The sequence below is a fragment of the Microbacterium sp. AB genome (genome assembly GCF_032878875.1).
In the GTDB taxonomy this organism is placed as follows: Bacteria; Actinomycetota; Actinomycetes; order Actinomycetales; family Microbacteriaceae; genus Microbacterium; species Microbacterium betulae.
In genome coordinates, this window is sequence record NZ_CP118157.1 from 2,218,561 (window position 1) to 2,235,941 (window position 17,381).

General features: G+C 69.6%; 17 protein-coding genes. 5 read left to right on the plus strand and 12 right to left on the minus strand.

All coding sequences use genetic code 11. The features are described 5' to 3' along the window. Window positions 1–4: 4 nt before the first annotated feature. Both N8K70_RS10500 and trpD read right to left on the minus strand, forming a co-directional pair. Window positions 5–1,261, minus strand: a complete 1,257-nt coding sequence (locus N8K70_RS10500; RefSeq protein ID WP_317138291.1) for an MFS transporter — start codon at window positions 1,259–1,261, stop codon at window positions 5–7. Then, window positions 1,258–2,322: an anthranilate phosphoribosyltransferase gene (trpD, locus tag N8K70_RS10505; protein WP_317138292.1), complete on the minus strand. Its 1,065-nt coding sequence runs from the start codon at window positions 2,320–2,322 to the stop codon at window positions 1,258–1,260. Before trpD ends, N8K70_RS10500 begins: the two co-directional genes overlap by 4 nt. A gap of 128 nt (window positions 2,323–2,450) precedes the next feature. Between trpD and ctaE the strand changes: the two genes are divergently transcribed. The 4 genes from ctaE to qcrB are packed head-to-tail and all read left to right on the plus strand — an operon-like array spanning window position 2,451 to window position 6,744. Beyond that, window positions 2,451–3,080 carry an aa3-type cytochrome oxidase subunit III gene (gene ctaE, locus N8K70_RS10510; RefSeq protein ID WP_394357778.1) on the plus strand — a complete coding sequence of 210 codons (630 nt, stop codon included), beginning with the start codon at window positions 2,451–2,453 and terminating at the stop codon, window positions 3,078–3,080. A gap of 21 nt (window positions 3,081–3,101) precedes the next feature. Next, window positions 3,102–3,908 carry a cytochrome bc1 complex diheme cytochrome c subunit gene (gene qcrC / locus N8K70_RS10515; RefSeq protein ID WP_317138294.1) on the plus strand — a complete coding sequence of 269 codons (807 nt, stop codon included), beginning with the start codon at window positions 3,102–3,104 and terminating at the stop codon, window positions 3,906–3,908. 35 nt (window positions 3,909–3,943) lie between these two features. Beyond that, window positions 3,944–5,002, plus strand: a complete 1,059-nt coding sequence (gene qcrA, locus N8K70_RS10520) for a cytochrome bc1 complex Rieske iron-sulfur subunit (RefSeq protein WP_317138295.1) — start codon at window positions 3,944–3,946, stop codon at window positions 5,000–5,002. Beyond that, window positions 4,999–6,744 carry a cytochrome bc1 complex cytochrome b subunit gene (qcrB, locus tag N8K70_RS10525; protein ID WP_317138296.1) on the plus strand — a complete coding sequence of 582 codons (1,746 nt, stop codon included), beginning with the start codon at window positions 4,999–5,001 and terminating at the stop codon, window positions 6,742–6,744. Before qcrA ends, qcrB begins: the two co-directional genes overlap by 4 nt. Before the next feature lie 169 nt (window positions 6,745–6,913). Here the strand turns inward: qcrB and N8K70_RS10530 are convergent, their stop codons facing one another. The 6 genes from N8K70_RS10530 to N8K70_RS10555 form a co-directional block, all read right to left on the minus strand. Next, window positions 6,914–7,270 (minus strand): nuclear transport factor 2 family protein, encoded by a 357-nt coding sequence (locus N8K70_RS10530; RefSeq protein WP_317138297.1) that lies wholly within the window; start codon window positions 7,268–7,270, stop codon window positions 6,914–6,916. A 134-nt stretch (window positions 7,271–7,404) separates the two neighbouring features. Next, window positions 7,405–7,824 (minus strand): aa3-type cytochrome oxidase subunit IV, encoded by a 420-nt coding sequence (ctaF, locus tag N8K70_RS10535; RefSeq protein WP_317138298.1) that lies wholly within the window; start codon window positions 7,822–7,824, stop codon window positions 7,405–7,407. Then, window positions 7,824–9,560 (minus strand): aa3-type cytochrome oxidase subunit I, encoded by a 1,737-nt coding sequence (gene ctaD, locus N8K70_RS10540; RefSeq protein ID WP_317138299.1) that lies wholly within the window; start codon window positions 9,558–9,560, stop codon window positions 7,824–7,826. Before ctaD ends, ctaF begins: the two co-directional genes overlap by 1 nt. 2 nt (window positions 9,561–9,562) lie before the next feature. Next, a complete protein-coding gene (gene ctaC / locus N8K70_RS10545) occupies window positions 9,563–10,462 on the minus strand; it encodes an aa3-type cytochrome oxidase subunit II (RefSeq protein ID WP_317138300.1) in 900 nt (299 codons plus the stop codon). 158 nt (window positions 10,463–10,620) lie between these two features. Next, a complete protein-coding gene (gene erpA / locus N8K70_RS10550; protein WP_317138301.1) occupies window positions 10,621–10,986 on the minus strand; it encodes an iron-sulfur cluster insertion protein ErpA in 366 nt (121 codons plus the stop codon). Between the two features lie 91 nt (window positions 10,987–11,077). Beyond that, window positions 11,078–12,472, minus strand: coding sequence for a dipeptidase (locus tag N8K70_RS10555; protein WP_317138302.1), 1,395 nt, complete (start codon window positions 12,470–12,472; stop codon window positions 11,078–11,080). A 47-nt stretch (window positions 12,473–12,519) separates the two neighbouring features. Between N8K70_RS10555 and N8K70_RS10560 the strand changes: the two genes are divergently transcribed. Next, the gene (locus N8K70_RS10560; RefSeq protein ID WP_317138303.1) at window positions 12,520–13,086 is read left to right on the plus strand and encodes a DUF3043 domain-containing protein; all 567 of its coding nucleotides are present in this window, start codon (window positions 12,520–12,522) and stop codon (window positions 13,084–13,086) included. 57 nt (window positions 13,087–13,143) lie between these two features. Here N8K70_RS10560 and N8K70_RS10565 read toward each other — a convergent pair whose 3' ends face one another. From N8K70_RS10565 to N8K70_RS10580, 4 genes are all read right to left on the minus strand, one after another. Then, a complete protein-coding gene (locus tag N8K70_RS10565; RefSeq protein WP_317138304.1) occupies window positions 13,144–14,175 on the minus strand; it encodes a quinone-dependent dihydroorotate dehydrogenase in 1,032 nt (343 codons plus the stop codon). Between the two features lie 26 nt (window positions 14,176–14,201). Then, window positions 14,202–14,684 carry a transcriptional regulator NrdR gene (nrdR, locus tag N8K70_RS10570; protein WP_317138305.1) on the minus strand — a complete coding sequence of 161 codons (483 nt, stop codon included), beginning with the start codon at window positions 14,682–14,684 and terminating at the stop codon, window positions 14,202–14,204. Window positions 14,685–14,695: 11 nt separating this feature from the next. Beyond that, window positions 14,696–16,009 carry a histidinol dehydrogenase gene (gene hisD, locus N8K70_RS10575; RefSeq protein ID WP_317138306.1) on the minus strand — a complete coding sequence of 438 codons (1,314 nt, stop codon included), beginning with the start codon at window positions 16,007–16,009 and terminating at the stop codon, window positions 14,696–14,698. A 72-nt stretch (window positions 16,010–16,081) separates the two neighbouring features. Continuing rightward, complete coding sequence (locus N8K70_RS10580) at window positions 16,082–17,362, minus strand: hypothetical protein (RefSeq protein WP_317138307.1); 1,281 nt, start codon at window positions 17,360–17,362, stop codon at window positions 16,082–16,084. Window positions 17,363–17,381 lie beyond the last annotated feature (19 nt).

Consider the following 17,381-nt stretch of genomic DNA (forward strand, 5'->3'; position numbering starts at 1 on the left):
CGGCTCAGCGTCGCGACACGACGATCGCGCTCGCGAGGAAGACCGTGAAGCCCGCCGCAAGCGACAGCGTCACGCCCAGCGGAGCCGTCCATCCGCCCGTCGCCTCGTGGACGGCGCCGATGACCGGTGCGCCGAGCGCGCCGAAGACGTAGCCGCCGCCCTGCACGAGCGCCGATCCGGCCCCGGCCTCGGCGTCGGTGCGCGCGTTCTTCACGAGCACCGTGATCACCACGACGAATCCTCCGCCGTGCGCCACGCCGCCCACGGCCGTCCACAGCAGGAAGAGGTCGGGGGCGAACAGCAGGCCCGCCGAGAGCCCCAGCCAGCACGCGCTCACGACGGCCGCCGGTGCCGCGATCGGAAGCCGATGGGCGAGCAGCGGCACGAGCAGGGCGCCGACGATGCCCGCGCCCTGGAAGATGGAGGCGAAAGCACCCGCCTGGGTCGCGTCCGACCCCGTCGTCTCGCCGATGAGCGTGGGCAGCCAGGTCGAGAGCGCGTAGTAGCCGGCGGACTGGCAGCAGAACGTCGCGACGAGAAGCCACACGATCGGCCTGCGCAGGAGCGATCGGTCGCCCGACACGGTCGGCACGGGCCCCGTGAGGACGATGTCCTCACGGGCGGACGCGGCGGCACCGCCCGATTCGCCCGAGTAGCGCTCCGCCCAGGTCTCGCCCGGCACGCGGTCGCGCCACATGTGCAGCAGCCACAGCACCAGCCCGAGCAGCGTGATCCAGATCCACGACAGGATGGCGGCGGACCAGCCGATCTGCCGCGCGAGCGGCGCCGTGCCGAGCGTGACGATGAGCGATCCCACGTTGAGCAGGGCGGCATAGCCCGCCGTCACCGCCGCGACCTGTCCCGGGGGGACGTCGCGGCGGATGATCACGGGGACCACGACGTTGCCGATCGTGATGCCCGCACCGATGACGATCATCCCCGTGAGCATCCATCCGAATCCGGGGATGACGCGCAGCAGCGTTCCGACCACCGTCGCGGAGAGGCAGACGAGCAGCGCGATCTCCGCGCCGGCCCGCCGGATGACGAGCGCGGCGATCGGGGTGACCGCCGCGAACATGAGGATCGGCAGCGTCGTCAGGAGGGAGACCGTCGTGGCGTCGACGCCGAACGCGCGCTCGATGTCGCGGAGGACGGGAGTGACCGCGAGGATCGGCGCACGCAGCGTCAGCGACGCCGTGAGCAGCGCGATGACGACGAACCAGGGGAAAGCGCGCCCCGTCCGCTGCGCGGCGGCCGTCACGCGGCGCTGAAGCGCTGCGTGGCCGCCACCCAGTCGTCGAGCTTGGCCGCCGCGCGGCCGTCGTCGACGGCCGCCGCGGCCTCCTCCAGCGCCTCGGTGAGACGGTGGATCATGTTCCGCTGCGCCTGCGTGGGGTCCTGAGACAGGCGGAAGGCCACGATGCCCGCCGCCGCGTTGAGCAGCACGACGTCGCGCACCGCCCCGCGCTCTCCTGCGAGAGTGCGGCGCAGCACATCCGCGTTGTGCTCCGGCGAGCCGCCGAGCAGGTCTTCGATGCGCGCCGAGGGCAGCCCGACATCGCGCGGATGGACGTCGAACTCGTGCATGTCGCCGTTCGAGATCTCCCAGATCCGGCTGTAGCCGGTGGTCGTGAGCTCGTCGAGCCCGTCCTCGCCGCGGAACACGAGGGCGGTCGCACCGCGCGTCCGGAAGACGCCGGTGATGAGCGGCACGCTCTCGATCTGGGCGACGCCGACCGCGTTCGCCTCCGCGCGCGCGGGGTTGACGAGCGGGCCGAGGTAGTTGAACACCGTCGGCACGCCGAGCTCGGCGCGCGTGGGGCCGGCGTGTCGGAAGCCGGGATGGAACGCGGCGGCCCAGGCGAACGTGATGCCCGCCTCGTCCAGCACCTTCGCGACCGCCTCGGCTGGAAGCCGGAGGTCGATGCCGAGGGCGCTCAGCACGTCCGACGCCCCCGACTTCGAGCTCGCCGCCTTGTTGCCGTGCTTCACGACGGGGATGCCCGCGGCCGCGACGATGATGGCGGCGGTCGAGGAGATGTTCACGGTGCCGAAGCGATCGCCGCCCGTGCCGACGATGTCGAGCACGTTCGGGTCGACCGGCAGCGGCACGGCCGCCTCCAGGATCGCGTCGCGGAAGCCGATGATCTCCTCGACCTTCTCGCCCTTCGCGCGAAGGGCGAGCAGGAACCCGCCGAGCTGAGCCGGCGTGACGTCGCCCCGCATGACCTGTCGCATCGCCCAGGTCGCCTCCGACACGCTCAGATCCTGTCGTGCCAGCACCGTGGTCAGGATCGAAGGCCACGTGAGTTCGTCGGTCATGACCTCGATCTTACGGCGCTTGCGAAGCACACTCACAGCCGCTGATAAGGTCACCCTAAGTCGAAACGATGGCGTTCCGATACGCTTCGGTGCCAGAATCACCCGCCGGGATCGGCCATAATGGACGGGTGACGACCTCAGCTACGTACGCCCCAGCGCCGAGAACCGTGAAGCGCCCCGACTCCGTCGCCGTCGGCACGATCGTCTGGCTCGGCAGCGAGGTCATGTTCTTCGCCGGTCTGTTCGCCATCTACTTCACCCTGCGCAGCACCTCCCCTGAGCTCTGGGCGAGCCGCACGGATCTCCTGAACGTCCCGTTCGCGCTCGGCAACACGATCATCCTGGTGCTCTCGAGCGTGACGGCCCAGATGGGCGTCTTCGCCGCCGAGCGCATGCAGCCCTACACGGTCAAGGGCGCCGGCTGGAAGAGCTGGGGCATGGTCCCGTGGTTCTGGCTCTCGTTCGCGCTCGGCGCGACCTTCGTCTCGGGCCAGGTGTGGGAGTACGCCCAGCTCGTCGCGCACGGCATGCCCTACAACGCCGACGCGTACTCCTCGGCCTTCTACCTCACGACCGGGTTCCACGCCCTGCACGTCACCGGCGGGCTCGTCGCGATGCTGTTCACGATCGGGCGCGCGTACGCGGTCAAGAAGTTCACGCACAAGGAGGCGACCACCACGATCGTCGTGTCGTACTACTGGCACTTCGTCGACGTGGTCTGGCTCGCACTGTTCGCGGTCATCTACTTCCTCAAGTAAGAGCGGAGCAACAACACCCTTATGGCACGAGAGAAGAAACAGCGCCGCTCGAACGGTCGCCGCAGCCCCCTCGCGGCGGCTGCGCTCATCGGCATCGGCCTCATCCTGTCGGGCGGCATCTACGCCGGCGCGTCGGCGGCGCTGGCGGCGACGACCGAGACGTCGGCGGCCACGACGACGTTGACGGCCGAAGACGGCGAGAAGCTGTTCCAGGCCAACTGCGCCACCTGCCACGGCCTGGATCTGCAGGGGACCGACAACGGCCCTTCCCTGTACGGCGTCGGCGCGCTCGCCGTGGAGTTCCAGGTGTCGACCGGCCGCATGCCGATGGCGATGCAGGGCCCGCAGGCCGACCAGAAGCCCGTGCAGTTCACCGAGGAGCAGATCCTCGCGATGTCCGAGTACGTCCAGTCGGTCGCGCCCGGCCCGGACTTCCCCTCCGACCAGCTCCTCGACGGCGAAGGCGACGTCTCGCGCGGCGCCGAGCTGTTCCGCATCAACTGCGCCATGTGCCACAACGTCGCGGCCGCCGGCGGCGCCCTGACCGAGGGCAAGTGGGCCCCGGACATCCAGGACACGAGCGCGCTGCACATCTACGCGGCCATGGTCACCGGCCCGCAGAACATGCCCGTGTTCAACGACCTGAACCTCACGCCCGAGGACAAGCGCGACATCATCTCGGCCCTCCTCTACCAGCAGGAGGCCGAAGCCCCGGGCGGGTTCACGATCGGTTCGCTCGGCCCCGTGGCCGAGGGCCTGTTCGTGTGGATCTTCGGCATCGGCGGTCTCGTGGCGATCACCGTGTGGATCACGGCGAAGTCGAACTGAGCATGGCGGACGAAGAGGACATGGCGAGGACAGACATGGCACACGAGCACGACACGCAGGCCGTCGAGAAGGCGCCGCAGCCTTCCGCCGGTCTCGCCGTCGCGGTCTCCGACCCTGTGCAGAACCCGGGACTCCCTCCGCACCGGAAGCGCATCACCGACAAGGATCCGAAGGCCGAGAAGCGCGCGGCCCGTATCGTCTACGGGCTCTTCTACTTCTCGGTGGCTTCGAGCATCTGGGCCGTCGCCGCCTACATGCTGTTCCCCATCGAGGACGGCTCGATGGCGTCCATCCGCAACAACAACCTGTTCATCGGCCTGGGCATCGCCTTCGCGCTGCTCGCGATCGGCATCGGCGCGATCCACTGGTCGAAGGCGCTCATGGACGACGCCGAGGTCATCGAGGAACGGCACCCGACGCGCGGCAGCGAGGAGACCCGGGCTGCGGTCGTGCAGTCCTTCGCCGACGCGAACCGGGAGTCGGGCTTCGGGCGTCGCAAGATGATCCGCAACTCGCTCTTCGCGGCCCTCGCGGCGAGCATCATCCCCGGAATCACGCTGTTCCGGAATCTGGCGCCGAACGACGGGCAGAATCCGGTCGAGCTGCTGGGCGAGACCATGTGGCAGGAAGGCGAGCGCCTCGTCCGGGACCCCGACGGCACGCCCGTCAAGGCGTCGGAGGTCACGCTCGGCTCGGCGTTCCACATCATCCCTGCGTCGCTCGCCACGCTCAGCCACCATGACGGCTACCTCGAGGAGAAGGCGAAGGCGATCGTGCTGCTCGTCCGCCTGCTTCCCGAGCAGCTCACCGAGAGCGAAGATCGAAAGAGCTGGTCGTACGACGGCATCGTGGCCTATTCGAAGGTCTGCACGCACGTCGGCTGCCCGGTCGCGCTCTACGAGCAGCAGACGCACCACCTGCTGTGCCCCTGCCACCAGTCGCAGTTCGACGTCTCCGACCACGCGAAGGTCATCTTCGGTCCCGCGGCCCGCCCCCTGCCGCAGCTGCCCATCACCGTCGACGACGAGGGCTACCTCGTCGCGCAGAGCGACTTCACCGAACCCGTCGGCCCGAGCTTCTGGGAGCGTCATTGAGCACCGCAACCGTCACTGACAAGACGCCGGAGACGCAGGAGAAGCCTCTCGGCGGACGGTTCGTCGGCGCCGCCGCGAACTACCTCGACGAGCGCACGAGCCTGTCGGGCTTCGTCAAGGCGCTCGGACGCAAGGTCTTCCCCGACCACTGGTCGTTCATGCTCGGGGAGATCGCGCTCTGGTCGTTCGTCGTGGTGCTCATCTCGGGTACGTACCTGACGTTCTTCTTCCAGGCGTCGATGGTCGAGACGTACTACTACGGCGCGTACGCGCCCATGCGCGGCATCGAGATGTCCGCGGCGATGGAGTCGACGCTGCGCATCAGCTTCGACATCCGCGGCGGGCTCCTCGTCCGGCAGATCCACCACTGGGCCGCGCTCGTGTTCGTCGCCGGCATCGGCGTGCACATGCTCCGCGTCTTCTTCACGGGCGCGTTCCGCAAGCCGCGCGAGCTCAACTGGGTGATCGGCTTCGTGCTCTTCGTGCTCGCCATGGGCGAGGGCTTCACGGGCTACTCGCTCCCCGACGACCTCCTCTCGGGCAACGGCCTGCGGATCATCGACGGCATGATCAAGGGCATCCCGCTCATCGGGACGTGGACGTCGTACCTGCTGTTCGGAGGCGAGTTCCCCGGAACCGACATCGTCGGCCGCCTGTACACGCTGCACATCCTGATCCTGCCGTTGCTCATCATCGCGTTGATCGCCGTGCACCTGCTGCTCATGATCGTCAACAAGCACACGCAGTTCGCCGGCCCCGGCCGCACGAACGGCAACGTCGTGGGCTACCCGATGATGCCGGTCTACATGTCGAAGATGGGCGGTTTCTTCTTCATCGTCTTCGGCGCGATCGTGCTCATCGCATCGCTCGTGCAGATCAACCCGATCTGGAACTACGGCCCCTACGACCCCTCCCCCGTGTCCGCCGGAACCCAGCCCGACTGGTACATCGGCTTCGCGGACGGCGCTCTGCGCCTGGCGCCCTCGAACTGGGACATCCAGCTGGGGAACTACACGCTGTCGCTCGGCATCCTGGTCCCGCTGGTCGTGCTCGGGGCGTTCATCGTGCTCGTCGCCGTCTACCCCTTCATCGAGGCGTGGGTGACGGGCGACAAGCGCGAGCACCACATCGCGCAGCGTCCGCGCAACGCGGCGACGCGCACCGCGATCGGCGCCGCAGGCGTGTCGTTCTACGCGGTGCTGTGGGCGGCTGCGTCGTCCGACATCATCGCGACGCACTTCCGCCTCACGATGGAGGGCGTCATCCACTTCCTCCAGGCCGCGCTCATCCTCGCTCCGGTCGTGTTCTACTTCGTCACCAAGCGCGTCTGCCTCGCGCTGCAGAAGAAGGACCGCGAGATCGTGCTGCACGGTTACGAGTCGGGCCGCATCGTCCGGCTGCCCGGCGGCGAGTACCGCGAGGTGCACAAGCCCGTCGACGCATACGAGCGCTGGAAGCTCGTCGCCGAGGAGACGTATGAGCCCCTCGTCGTCCGGCCCGATGACAACGGACGCATCGGCGTCGGCCAGAAGCTGCGCGCGTCGCTGTCGCGCTGGTTCTTCGAGGACCGCCTCGCCCCCGTGACCGAGACGGAGTACCGGGCGGCGCTCGAGCACCAGAGGCACGCGCTCCACGAGTACGGCGATCCGCACGACGCTCAGGGCGAGCTCGAGGCGGGCGAGGACCGACGCGCATCGGATGACGACGCGCTCGAGCCCGGACAGGGCGAGGAGAGGGGCTAGAGACCCGCTCTCGCAGAGGCCCCGGATCCTGCTCAGGATCCGGGGCCTCTGCCTTCCCTCCGGCCGCGACAGGCCCTGCGATCCGGCACACCACGTCGACGAGCCCCGATCCCGCGCGAGCGCCCCGCGCCTCGCCGCGCTCTGGGCAGTCCTCGTTCTGCCACCGAGATCATTCCCTGCCGAGAAAGAACTCCCATTCGCGACGGATCAGTCCATCTTCGAGATCGAACACGTCTAGAGAACGGTCCCCGGTGTCGCTGATCAGCAGTGAGGCAACCCGGGCCCGACCTTCGTCGATCATCATGTCGACACATCGGAACCTGGTCGACACGCCCTCATACGCTCGGCGGATCACGGCGAGATACTCTTCACGCCCCACGATCCTGCGTTCATCGGCTCCATCGACGAGGGTCCACACGACCTCGGGATGCAGGAACGTGGCATAGCGTTGCCAGTCGCGTGCGTTCTCGGCCGCGAAAAGCGGTTCGAGCGACCGCGTCAGCTCCTGATCGGGTTGCGATCCCACAACCCGATTCTCTCACCGAGGGAACGAATCGCAGAGCGACCCCGAGCGGGGTCGGGCTGCTGCCGGGCGCGAAGAAGGGCCTCGGCCCGGACGGTGGTCCGGACCGAGGCCCCAGCTCTGCGTGTGCGCTCCGCTCAGCGGGCGAAGTTGCCGCGGTAGTACTCGAAGACCCAGCCGAACAGCCCGACGACGAGCAGTCCGACCGCGACCGGGATGAGGAAGTGCGCCGTGGCCAGCGCGACCACCGCGACCGCGACGGCCGATCCGAGGACGAGCGGCCACCACGACCACGGGCTGTACTCGCCCTGCTCGGCCTCGCCGTCGTCGATCTCGGCGTCGAGACGGTCCTCGGGGAGCTCCGTGCCCTTCTGGCCCCGGTAGACGACCTGCACGTAGAACGCGATCAGCGCCGCCATGAAGGCGGAGAAGAGCAGCGCGATGGTGCCCGTCCACTCGATGTGGCCGAGGTACGCCACGCTCCAGCCGAGGTAGACGCCGAAGCAGAGGAGGAAGAACCCGGTGAGCAGCCACCAGATGGCGATATGAGAGCGCATTACTTCACCTTTCCGTCTGCGAGGTCGACGGCGGGCGCGTCGGGCGCGTCCTTCGCCGGACCGACCCCGACGGGGATGCCGGCCTCGGGGTGGTTCAGATCGAACGCCGGCCGTTCGCTGCGGATGCGCGGGATCGACGTGAAGTTGTGGCGCGGCGGGGGGCACGACGTCGCCCACTCGAGCGATCCGCCGTAGCCCCAGGGGTCGTTGACGGTGACCTTGGGAGCGGTGCGCGCCGTGATCCACACGTTGAGGAAGAACGGCAGGAGGGAGGCGCCGAGGATGATCGATCCGATCGTGGAGAGCTGGTTCTGCCAGGTCCACCCGTCCGCCTCCGAGTAATCGGCGTAACGCCGCACCATCCCGTCCACGCCCAGCCAGTGCTGGATGAGGAACGTCATGTGGAAGCCGATGAAGAGCATCCAGAAGTGCACGTATCCGAGGCGCTCGTTCAGCATCTTGCCCGTCCACTTCGGCCACCAGAAGTAGAAGCCGGCGAACATCGCGAACACGACCGTGCCGAACACCACGTAGTGGAAGTGCGCCACGACGAAGTACGAGTCGCTGAGGTGGAAGTCGAGCGGCGGCGACGACAGGATGACCCCCGTGAGCCCGCCGAAGACGAACGACACGAGGAACCCGAGCGCGAAGATCATCGGCGTCTCGAACGTCACGGACCCGCGCCACAGCGTTCCGATCCAGTTGAAGATCTTCACCCCCGTGGGAACGGCGATGAGCATCGTCATGAGCGCGAAGAACGGCAGCAGGACGGCGCCCGTGACGTACATGTGGTGGGCCCAGACCGACACCGACAGGGCCGCGATCGCGATCGTCGCGTAGACGAGGGTCTTGTATCCGAAGATCGGCTTCCGGCTGAACACCGGGAAGATCTCCGACACGATGCCGAAGAAGGGCAGCGCGATGATGTACACCTCGGGGTGGCCGAAGAACCAGAACAGGTGCTGCCAGAGGAGCACGCCGCCGTTGGCGGGGTCGTAGATGTGCGATCCGAAGAGGCGATCCGACGCCGCGGCGAACATGGCGGCCGCGAGCACGGGGAACGCGATGAGGATGAGCAGGCTCGTGATGAGCGTGTTCCACGTGAAGATCGGCATGCGCCACATCGTCATGCCGGGTGCGCGCATCGTGATGATCGTCGTGATGAAGTTCACGGCGCCGAAGATCGTGCCGAAGCCCGATATGCCGAGACCCAGCATCCAGAGATTGCCGCCGATGCCCGGCGTGAACGACGCGTTGGCGAGCGGCTGATAGGCGAACCAGCCGAACGACGCCGCGCCCTGCGGCGTGAGGAAGCCCGCGACGGCGATGATCGAGCCGAAGCTGAACAGCCAGAAGGCGAAGGCGTTCAGTCGCGGGAACGCCACGTCGGGCGCACCGATCTGCAACGGCAGGAGCACGTTCGCGAAGCCCGCGAACAGCGGCGTCGCGAACATGAGGAGCATCACGGTGCCGTGCATCGTGAAGAGCTGGTTGTACTGCTCCTTCGTCGGGATGATCTGCATCCCCGGGGCGAACAGCTCGGCGCGGATGATGAGGGCCATCACCCCGCCGAGGCAGAAGAAGATCATCGACGTGATGAGGTACATGTACCCGATCGTCTTGTGGTCGGTGGAGGTGATCCACTTGACCACGATGTTGCCCTTGTGCTCCACGCGCGAGCCGCTGAGAAGCGCAGCCTGGCGAGCGGGCAGCGGTGCCGGACGGTCCGTCGCCATGATCAGTGCTCCTCTTCCGTGGTGTTCGCAGGCCCGGTGCCGGGACTGTTGGCGAGACGGTCGTACGCGTCGGTGATGTCGCCCGTCTGCCCCTTGGCGTCGAGCTCGTCGAGGTAGGCGGCGTACTCCTCCGCGCTGACGACCTTGACGTTGAAGAGCATCATCGAGTGGTACTCGCCGCACAGCTCGGCGCACTTGCCCTTGTACTCGCCCTCACGCGTCGGGATGAACGACCACGAGTTGTCGTGCCCGATGTACATGTCCTTCTTGTAGAGGAAGTCGATGATCCAGAACGAGTGGATGACGTCGCGCGACTGCAGATCGATCGTCACGCGCTCGTTGACCGGGAGGACGAGCGTCGGGATCTGGTCTTCGTCGACGGTGCCGTCCGCGTCCGTCTGGGCCTGGATGCCCATGGTCCAGACGGTGTCGGAGCCGTCCTCGGCCTCGCCCTCGTACTGGAAGTCCCACGCCCACTGCTTCGCGATCGCGGTGATCTCGACGTCGGGATCCGCGTGCGGCTCCTCGATGACCGCCTGGTCGCGCGCCGTGAAGGCGAACAGGCCGAGCACGAGGATGAGCGGCACCGAGGTGAAGAAGATCTCGATGGGCATGTTGTAGCGCAGCTGCACCGGCAGGCCCGTCTGGCCCTTGCGACGGCGGTACACGACCATCGCCCAGAGCATGAGCCCCCAGGTGATGATGCCCACGACGAGGGCCGCGACCCAGGAGCCGACCCACAGCGATGCGACGCGCTCGGTCTGGTTGGTCGCGGGGATCCCGGACTCGTCGAATCCCGGAAGGTATCCGTTCAGTTCCGTGGGCGTGCACCCGGCGAGAGCGACGGCTGCCGCGGCGATCACGGGGATCGCAGCCCAGCGGAGATGGCGTTTCGACGGCACGAACTCACCTTTCGAACGTGGATAGGGCACGGACAAGTCTAGGGCAACCGCACATCGGATTCTGGCCATGCTCCCAGCGCGTGGCCGATATCGGGGAGCCGCTCCGGGCATGCGAAGAGCCCCGCGCCGTCGGGGCGCGGGGCTCTTCGGGGACCGGCTCAGTGGAAGCTGTCGCCGCAGGCGCACGATCCCGAGGCGTTCGGGTTGTCGATCGTGAAGCCCTGCTCCGAGATCGTGTCCTTGAAGTCGATCGACGCGCCGTCGAGATACGGCACGCTCATGTTGTCGACGATGACCTCGACGCCGTCGAAGTCGACCGTCTCGTCGCCGTCGAGAGAGCGCTCGTCGAAGTACAGCTGGTAGATGAGGCCGGAGCAGCCCCCGGGCTGCACGGCCACGCGCAGGCGCAGGTCGTCGCGCCCCTCCTGCTCGAGCAGGCTCTTCACCTTCGCGGCTGCGGCCTCGCTGAGGCTCACGCCGTGAGCGCGCGTCTCAGCGGGTGCGGCAAGTGTCGTGTCTGTCATGACGCTCCTTCGTGACGGCCGCGCGCGGGCGGCGATAGGGCTCCATCGTAACGCCGGAACCGGGGAAAGGGCTCGGCGGATCGCGACGGGCTCAGCCCGTGCGCTCGTTCGCCCGCGCGAGCAGGAGGGTCTCGGCGAGGACGGCGTGTCGGAACGTGTCGAGGTGCAGCGACTCGTTGGGGCTGTGCGCGCGCGAGTGCGGATCCTCCACACCCGTGACGAGGATCTGCGCCTCGGGATAGCGCTCGACGAGATCGGCGATGAACGGGATGGATCCCCCGACGCCGTAGTCCACGGCCTCCTTGCCGTAGCCGTCCCGCATCGCTCCGCGCGCGAGCTCGACGGCCCATCCGCTCGTGTCGACGAGGAAGCCGTCTCCCAGGTCGACGTCGCTGAAGCTCAGCTCTGCGCCGAACGGCGCGCGCGCACGCAGGTGGCGCTCGATCGCGGCGTAGGCGTCCCGTGCGCTCTGGCCCGGTGCCACGCGCGCGCTCACGACCACGGTGACCTCCGGCGACAGCGTGTTCGATGCGGCGTCCACGCTCGTGAAGTCGACGCCCGTCACGGTGATCGACGGCTTGTTCCAGATGCGCGAGAGGATCGTGCCGTCGCCGATCGGCTGCACGCCCGGCAGCAGCCCCGTCTCGCCGCGCAGCGTCTCCTCGTCGTAGGCGGGCGTCCCGGCGTCCCGCGCGACGAGCCCCTCGACGGCGACGGAGCCCGCCTCGTCCCACAGCGTCGCCAGCAGCGTGATCGTCGCGAGCATCGCGTCGGGCACCGCGCCGCCGAACATCCCCGAGTGCGAGGCGTGGTCGAGCGTGCGCACCGTGAGGTGGAACTTCGCGTTCCCCCGCAGCGAGACAGTGACCGCGGGGGTCTCGGAGTCCCAGTTGCCCGAGTCCGCGACGACGATGACGTCGGAGCGCATCGCCTCGGCGTTGTCCGAGAGGAACTGCGTGAACGAGCGCGACCCGTACTCCTCCTCCCCCTCGACGAAGAGGACGAGGCCGAGGTCGAGGTCGTCGCCGTAGGTCTCGCGCAGCGCGCGGAGCGAGGCGATGTGGGTCATCACACCGGCCTTGTCGTCCGCAGCGCCGCGGCCGTAGAGGCGCCCGTCGCGCACGGTCGGCTCGAACGGCGGGGTCTCCCACAGCGCCTCGTCGCCCGGAGGCTGCACGTCGTGATGCGCGTAGAGCATCACGGTCGGCCTGCCGCGACGGGCGGCGCGCGTGGCGAGGACGGCCGGCTGCCCCTGCTCCCCCGTCCCCGGGATCGTCGCCGACAGGACGCGCACCTCGTCGAACACCCCGGCGCCCTCGGCGAGCTCGGCGATCGTCCGCGCGCTGCGCTGCAGCTGCTCCTGGTCGAAGGACGGCCACGCGATGCCCGGGATGCGCACGAGACGCCCGAGATCCGCGAGCGCGGAGGGGATGCCCCCCTCCGCGGCCTCGATGAGCTGTCGTTCCGCAGGGAGCTGGGAGGTCATACCGGTAATCTTAGGGATATTCCGCGACGAGACTTCCGAGGTAGGCCATGGTCAAGACCCCTTCCGCAGAGAACGACGCGTCGTCGACGACGCCCCCCACAGGGAAGGGCCGTCCGACTCCGACGCGCGCCGAGCGCGAGGCGGCCAACCGCCGCCCGCTCGTGCCCGACACCAAGGAGGGCCGTCAGGCGGCCAAGGCCGAGCTGCGCGCCCGCCAGGAGCGCGCCCGCGTCGGCATGGCGAACGGCGAGGAGAAGTACCTTCCCGTGCGCGACAAGGGACCGCAGAAGAAGTTCGCCCGAGACTGGACGGATGCCGGATGGCACCTGGGCGAGTTCCTCATGCCGATGATGGTGCTCGTGATCGTCGCGACGTTCATCCCCACGTACGTGACCCAGTACTGGTCGTTCGTCGTGCTCTGGATCTTCATCCTCTTCGCCGTCGGCGACATGGTCGTCCTGTCGAACCGCGTCAAGAGGAAGGTCGCGGACAAGTTCGGCGGCAAGCAGAACGTCGAGAAGGGCATCGGGTGGTACGCGGCGATGCGCTCGGTTCAGATGCGCTTCATGCGCCTGCCGAAGGCGCAGGTCGGGCGCGGACAGTACCCGTCCTGATCCCGGTACGGAGAAGCCCCGGAGCCGCTCGGCTCCGGGGCTTCTCCGTCGACGCCGTCAGCGGCCGGAGCGCAGGCGCACGAGGTCGCGGTTGATGCGGCGCGCCCAGAACGGTCCCTCGTAGATGAAACCGCTGTAGCCCTGCACGAGCGTCGCCCCCGCGTCGATGCGCTGCTGCACGTCCTCGGCGTCGTCGACGCCGCCGACCGAGACGACGCAGAAGCCGGGGTCGGGGACGGCCGTGCGCACGAGCGCGAGCACGTCGAGCGACCGCTGCTTGAGCGGGGAGCCGGACAGCCCTCCCTCCCCCGCGGCCACGATCGTCACCGGATCGGACGTGAGTCCCTCGCGGGAGATCGTGGTGTTCGTCGCGATGAGACCCGCCAGCCCGAGCTCGACGGCGAGGCGGGCGAGCGCCGTGACCTCCTCGTCCGGCAGGTCGGGGGCGATCTTGACGAGCAGGGGCGTGTCTCCCGCCGCCTCCGCGACCGCCGCGAGGAGGGGACGCAGCGTCTCGACCGCCTGCAGCCCGCGAAGTCCCGGTGTGTTCGGCGAGGACACGTTCACGGCGAGGTAGTCGGCGAGCGGGCTGAGCGTGCGCGCGCTCGCGACGTAGTCGGCCGCGGCGTCCTCGACGGCGACCACGCGGCTCTTGCCGATGTTGACGCCGACGACGGCGCCTCCTCGGCGCAGACGCGCGAGGCGCCGTGCCGCCGCCGCGGCGCCCTTGTTGTTGAAGCCCATCCTGTTCACCAGGGCGCGGTCGGGCACGAGGCGGAACAGCCTCGGCCTCGGGTTTCCCGGCTGCGGGATGGCCGTGAGCGTGCCCACCTCGACATGGCCGAACCCGAGCGCGTCGAGCCCCCTCACGCCGACGACGTCCTTGTCGAAGCCCGCGGCCACGCCGAACGGCGTCGGGAACTCGTGCCCGAGGGCCCGGACGGCGAGGGACGGATCGGGGCGGCTCAGCGCGCGGACGACCCACGACGCGGGCGGTGAGCCGAGGACGCGCACGACGAGCATGCCCAGGTGGTGCGCGAACTCGGGATCGAGGCGCGTGAGGACGTGGCGGAAGAGGAGGGGATACATCTCCGCCAGGTTATCCGGTGCGGCGGTCAGCTCGCGTCGGGCGTCCCGGCCGCGACCTCGCGCGCGTGGTCCGCACGCAGGTCGGCGATCGACGACTCGAAGTCCTCGAGCGAGTCGAAGGCCTGATACACGCTCGCGAACCGCAGATAGGCCACCTCGTCGAGATCGCGGAGCGGGCCGAGGATGGCGAGGCCGATGTCGTTGGCGTCGATCTGGCTGAGCCCCGTCTGCCGCACCGCCTCCTCCACCTTCTGCGCGAGGATCGCGAGGTCGGCATCCGTGACCGGGCGTCCCTGGCACGCCTTCCGCACTCCGGCGACGACCTTGTCGCGGCTGAAGGGCTCGACGGCGCCCGACCGCTTGATGACGTTGAGGCTCGCCGTCTCGATCGTCGAGAACCGCCCCCCGCACTGCGGGCACTGGCGCCTGCGGCGGATCGACAGTCCGTCGTCGCTGGTGCGCGAATCGATGACGCGGGAGTCGCCGTGGCGGCAGAACGGGCAGTGCATACCGGACGAGCCTACTCGGCGGATCCTGCGAACCGTGCGGTGACGGCCTCGCCGTGCGCCGGCAGCGCCTCTGCCTCCGCCAGGGCGACGATGGCGTCGGCCACCTCGGCGAGCCCGTCGCGGTCGTACTCGACGAGCTGCTGCGGGCGCAGGAAGGTGTGTGATCCGAGCCCGGCCGCGTACCGCGCCTGCCCGCCCGTGGGCAGGACGTGGTTCGAGCCGGCGAGATAGTCGCCGAGGCTCACGGGGGCGAAACCGCCGATGAAGATCGCACCGGCGCTCGTGTAGCGCTCCGCGGCCTCCACGGCGTCGACGATGTGGAGCTCGAGGTGCTCGGGCGCGTAGGCGTTGCTGAACGCCTCCGCGGCGGCCTCGTCGTCGACGAGGACGACGGCCGACTGCTCGCCCGCGAGCGCCGTCGTCACCCGCTCGGCGTGACGGGTGGCGGGGACGATGCGCTCGAGCTCGGCGGCGACGGCGGCCGCCAGCGTCTGCGAGGCCGTGACCAGGACCGCGGACGCCTGCTCGTCGTGCTCGGCCTGGCTCACCAGGTCGTACGCCACGAGTCGGGCATCCGCCGACCCGTCGGCGACGATGAGGATCTCGGTGGCGCCCGCCTCGGCATCCGTCCCGACGAAGCCCGCCACGACGCGCTTGGCGGCGGCGACGAAGTTGTTGCCCGGCCCCGACACGACGTCGACCGGGTCGAGCCCGAGCGAGGGCACCCCGAGGGCGAGCGCTCCGATCGCGCCGGCGCCGCCCATGGCGTAGACCTCGTCGATGCCGAGGAGCCCGGCCACGCCGAGGATGGTCGGGTGCACGCGGCCGCCCTGATCGGACTGGGGAGGCGAGGCGAGCGCGATGCTCGTGACGCCCGCGACCTGCGCCGGGACGACGTTCATGACCACGCTCGACGGATAGACCGCCTTGCCGCCGGGGATGTAGACGCCCGCGCGCGCGACCGGCTGCCAGCGCTGCACGATGCGCGCGCCGTCGCCGATCCGCGTGGTCCGCGCCTCCGGCACCTGAGCGGCCGAGGCCTCGCGCACCCGCACGATGGCCTTCTCGAGAGCGGCGCGCACCTCGGGATCGAGCCCTCCGACGGCCTCGGCGATGTGCGCAGCGGGAACGCGTACCGCGTGGCCCGAGACGCGATCGAACCGGTCGGCCTGCTCGCGAAGCGCCTCCTCGCCCCGCGCGCGGACGTCCGCGACGATCTCGGTCGCGACCGTCGCCGCGTTCTGCAGCGCCTCGGCGGCGCGGGGGACGACGGCCAGGAGCTCGGCCCGCGTGAGCGTGCGGCCGCGGAGATCGATGATGCGCATGCATCGATTATCCCGCGGCCGCCCGCCGTTCCGCGACGGCGGCCTCACGAGGACGACGTCGCGAGCGCTCGGTCAGCCGCGCGTGACGCCCGAGACGTCGTGCAGGAAGCCGACACGGCCGTCGTCGTCGCGCACGACGAACACCTCGCCGCGGTCCTCCAGCACGAGCGCCCACGCGGTCGGGCCGATGCGGAACAGCGGCGCCCCCGTCTCGTCGACGACGTCGCGCTCGACCGGCACGAGCGCCCAGAACGGCTGCTGCGATGCCGCCGCGGGCGCCTCGCCCGGCAGCGAGGCATCCGCCTGCGCCACGAGCCGCGAGAGCTCGTCGGCCCCGCCGTGCGCGGCGTCCTCGGGAGCGGGCTGCTCCGCGTCGGGCTCCGTCACGTCGACGTCGGCGATCTCGTCCTGCTCCGCGTCCGCGGGCGCCGGATCGGCCGGGTCGGCGCCCTCCGCCACGGGGGAGACGGAGAGATACGGGTTGACGGGCGCCGGCGCCTGCTCGTCCGACGGGTCGGCGGGCTGCGGGGACGGAGCCTGCTCCTCCCCCGGGACGACGTAGCCGTACCCGGGCTGCGCGCCCGTCGCTCCCTGAGGCGCGTGCTGCTGCCCGTACGGATAGGGCTGCCCGTAGGGCGCGGGGCCCTGCTGCGACGCGTAGGGGTTCTGCGGGTCGTATCCCGCCTGCGGCGCGCCGTATGCGGGCTGCTGGCCGTAGGCGCCGTACCCGCTCTGCCCGTATCCCTGCCCCTGCTGCGGCCATCCGCTCGAGTACGCCGGTGCGGGCTGCGGCTTGGGGGCGTGGACGACGGGCCGCGGCGCGCGCGCCGCGGGATGCGCCGCGCGCTCCTCGCGTCCTTCGAAGTCCTCCCGGAACGGCGGCACGAAAGGCGCGACGACCGTGAAGAACACGCCGGCGAGCAGGAGCAGCGTCTCGATCCACGGCACCCAGGTGGTGTACCACTCGCCGCCCTGCACGCCCCATGCGAGCTGGCCGACCCATGACACGGCTCCCACCGAGAACGCGACGGACGCGAACTGGTCGATGCCGAGCGAGCCGACGCGCGTGATCGCCGTGGGCGCGAGGCGCCGCAGCAGCACCAGGAACGTGCCCGCCGCCGGCAGGAGCGCGGCGAGGATCCATTCCAGTCCGTTCGCCCAGATCGGGAGGAACGAGAAGCGGTAGACGGAGAAGAACGAGGCCAGCAGCGCCAGGGCGCCGACGATCACGATGATGAGCTCGCGCGGCGTGAACGGCCCGACCCCGCTCTGCGGCTGCCCGCCGGTGCCGGCGTCCTGCCGGGCGGCATCGGGGGCGTGTTGAGGCGTCTGCCCCGGATACTGGTCTGTCACCGTGGTTTCCTTCCGTCGG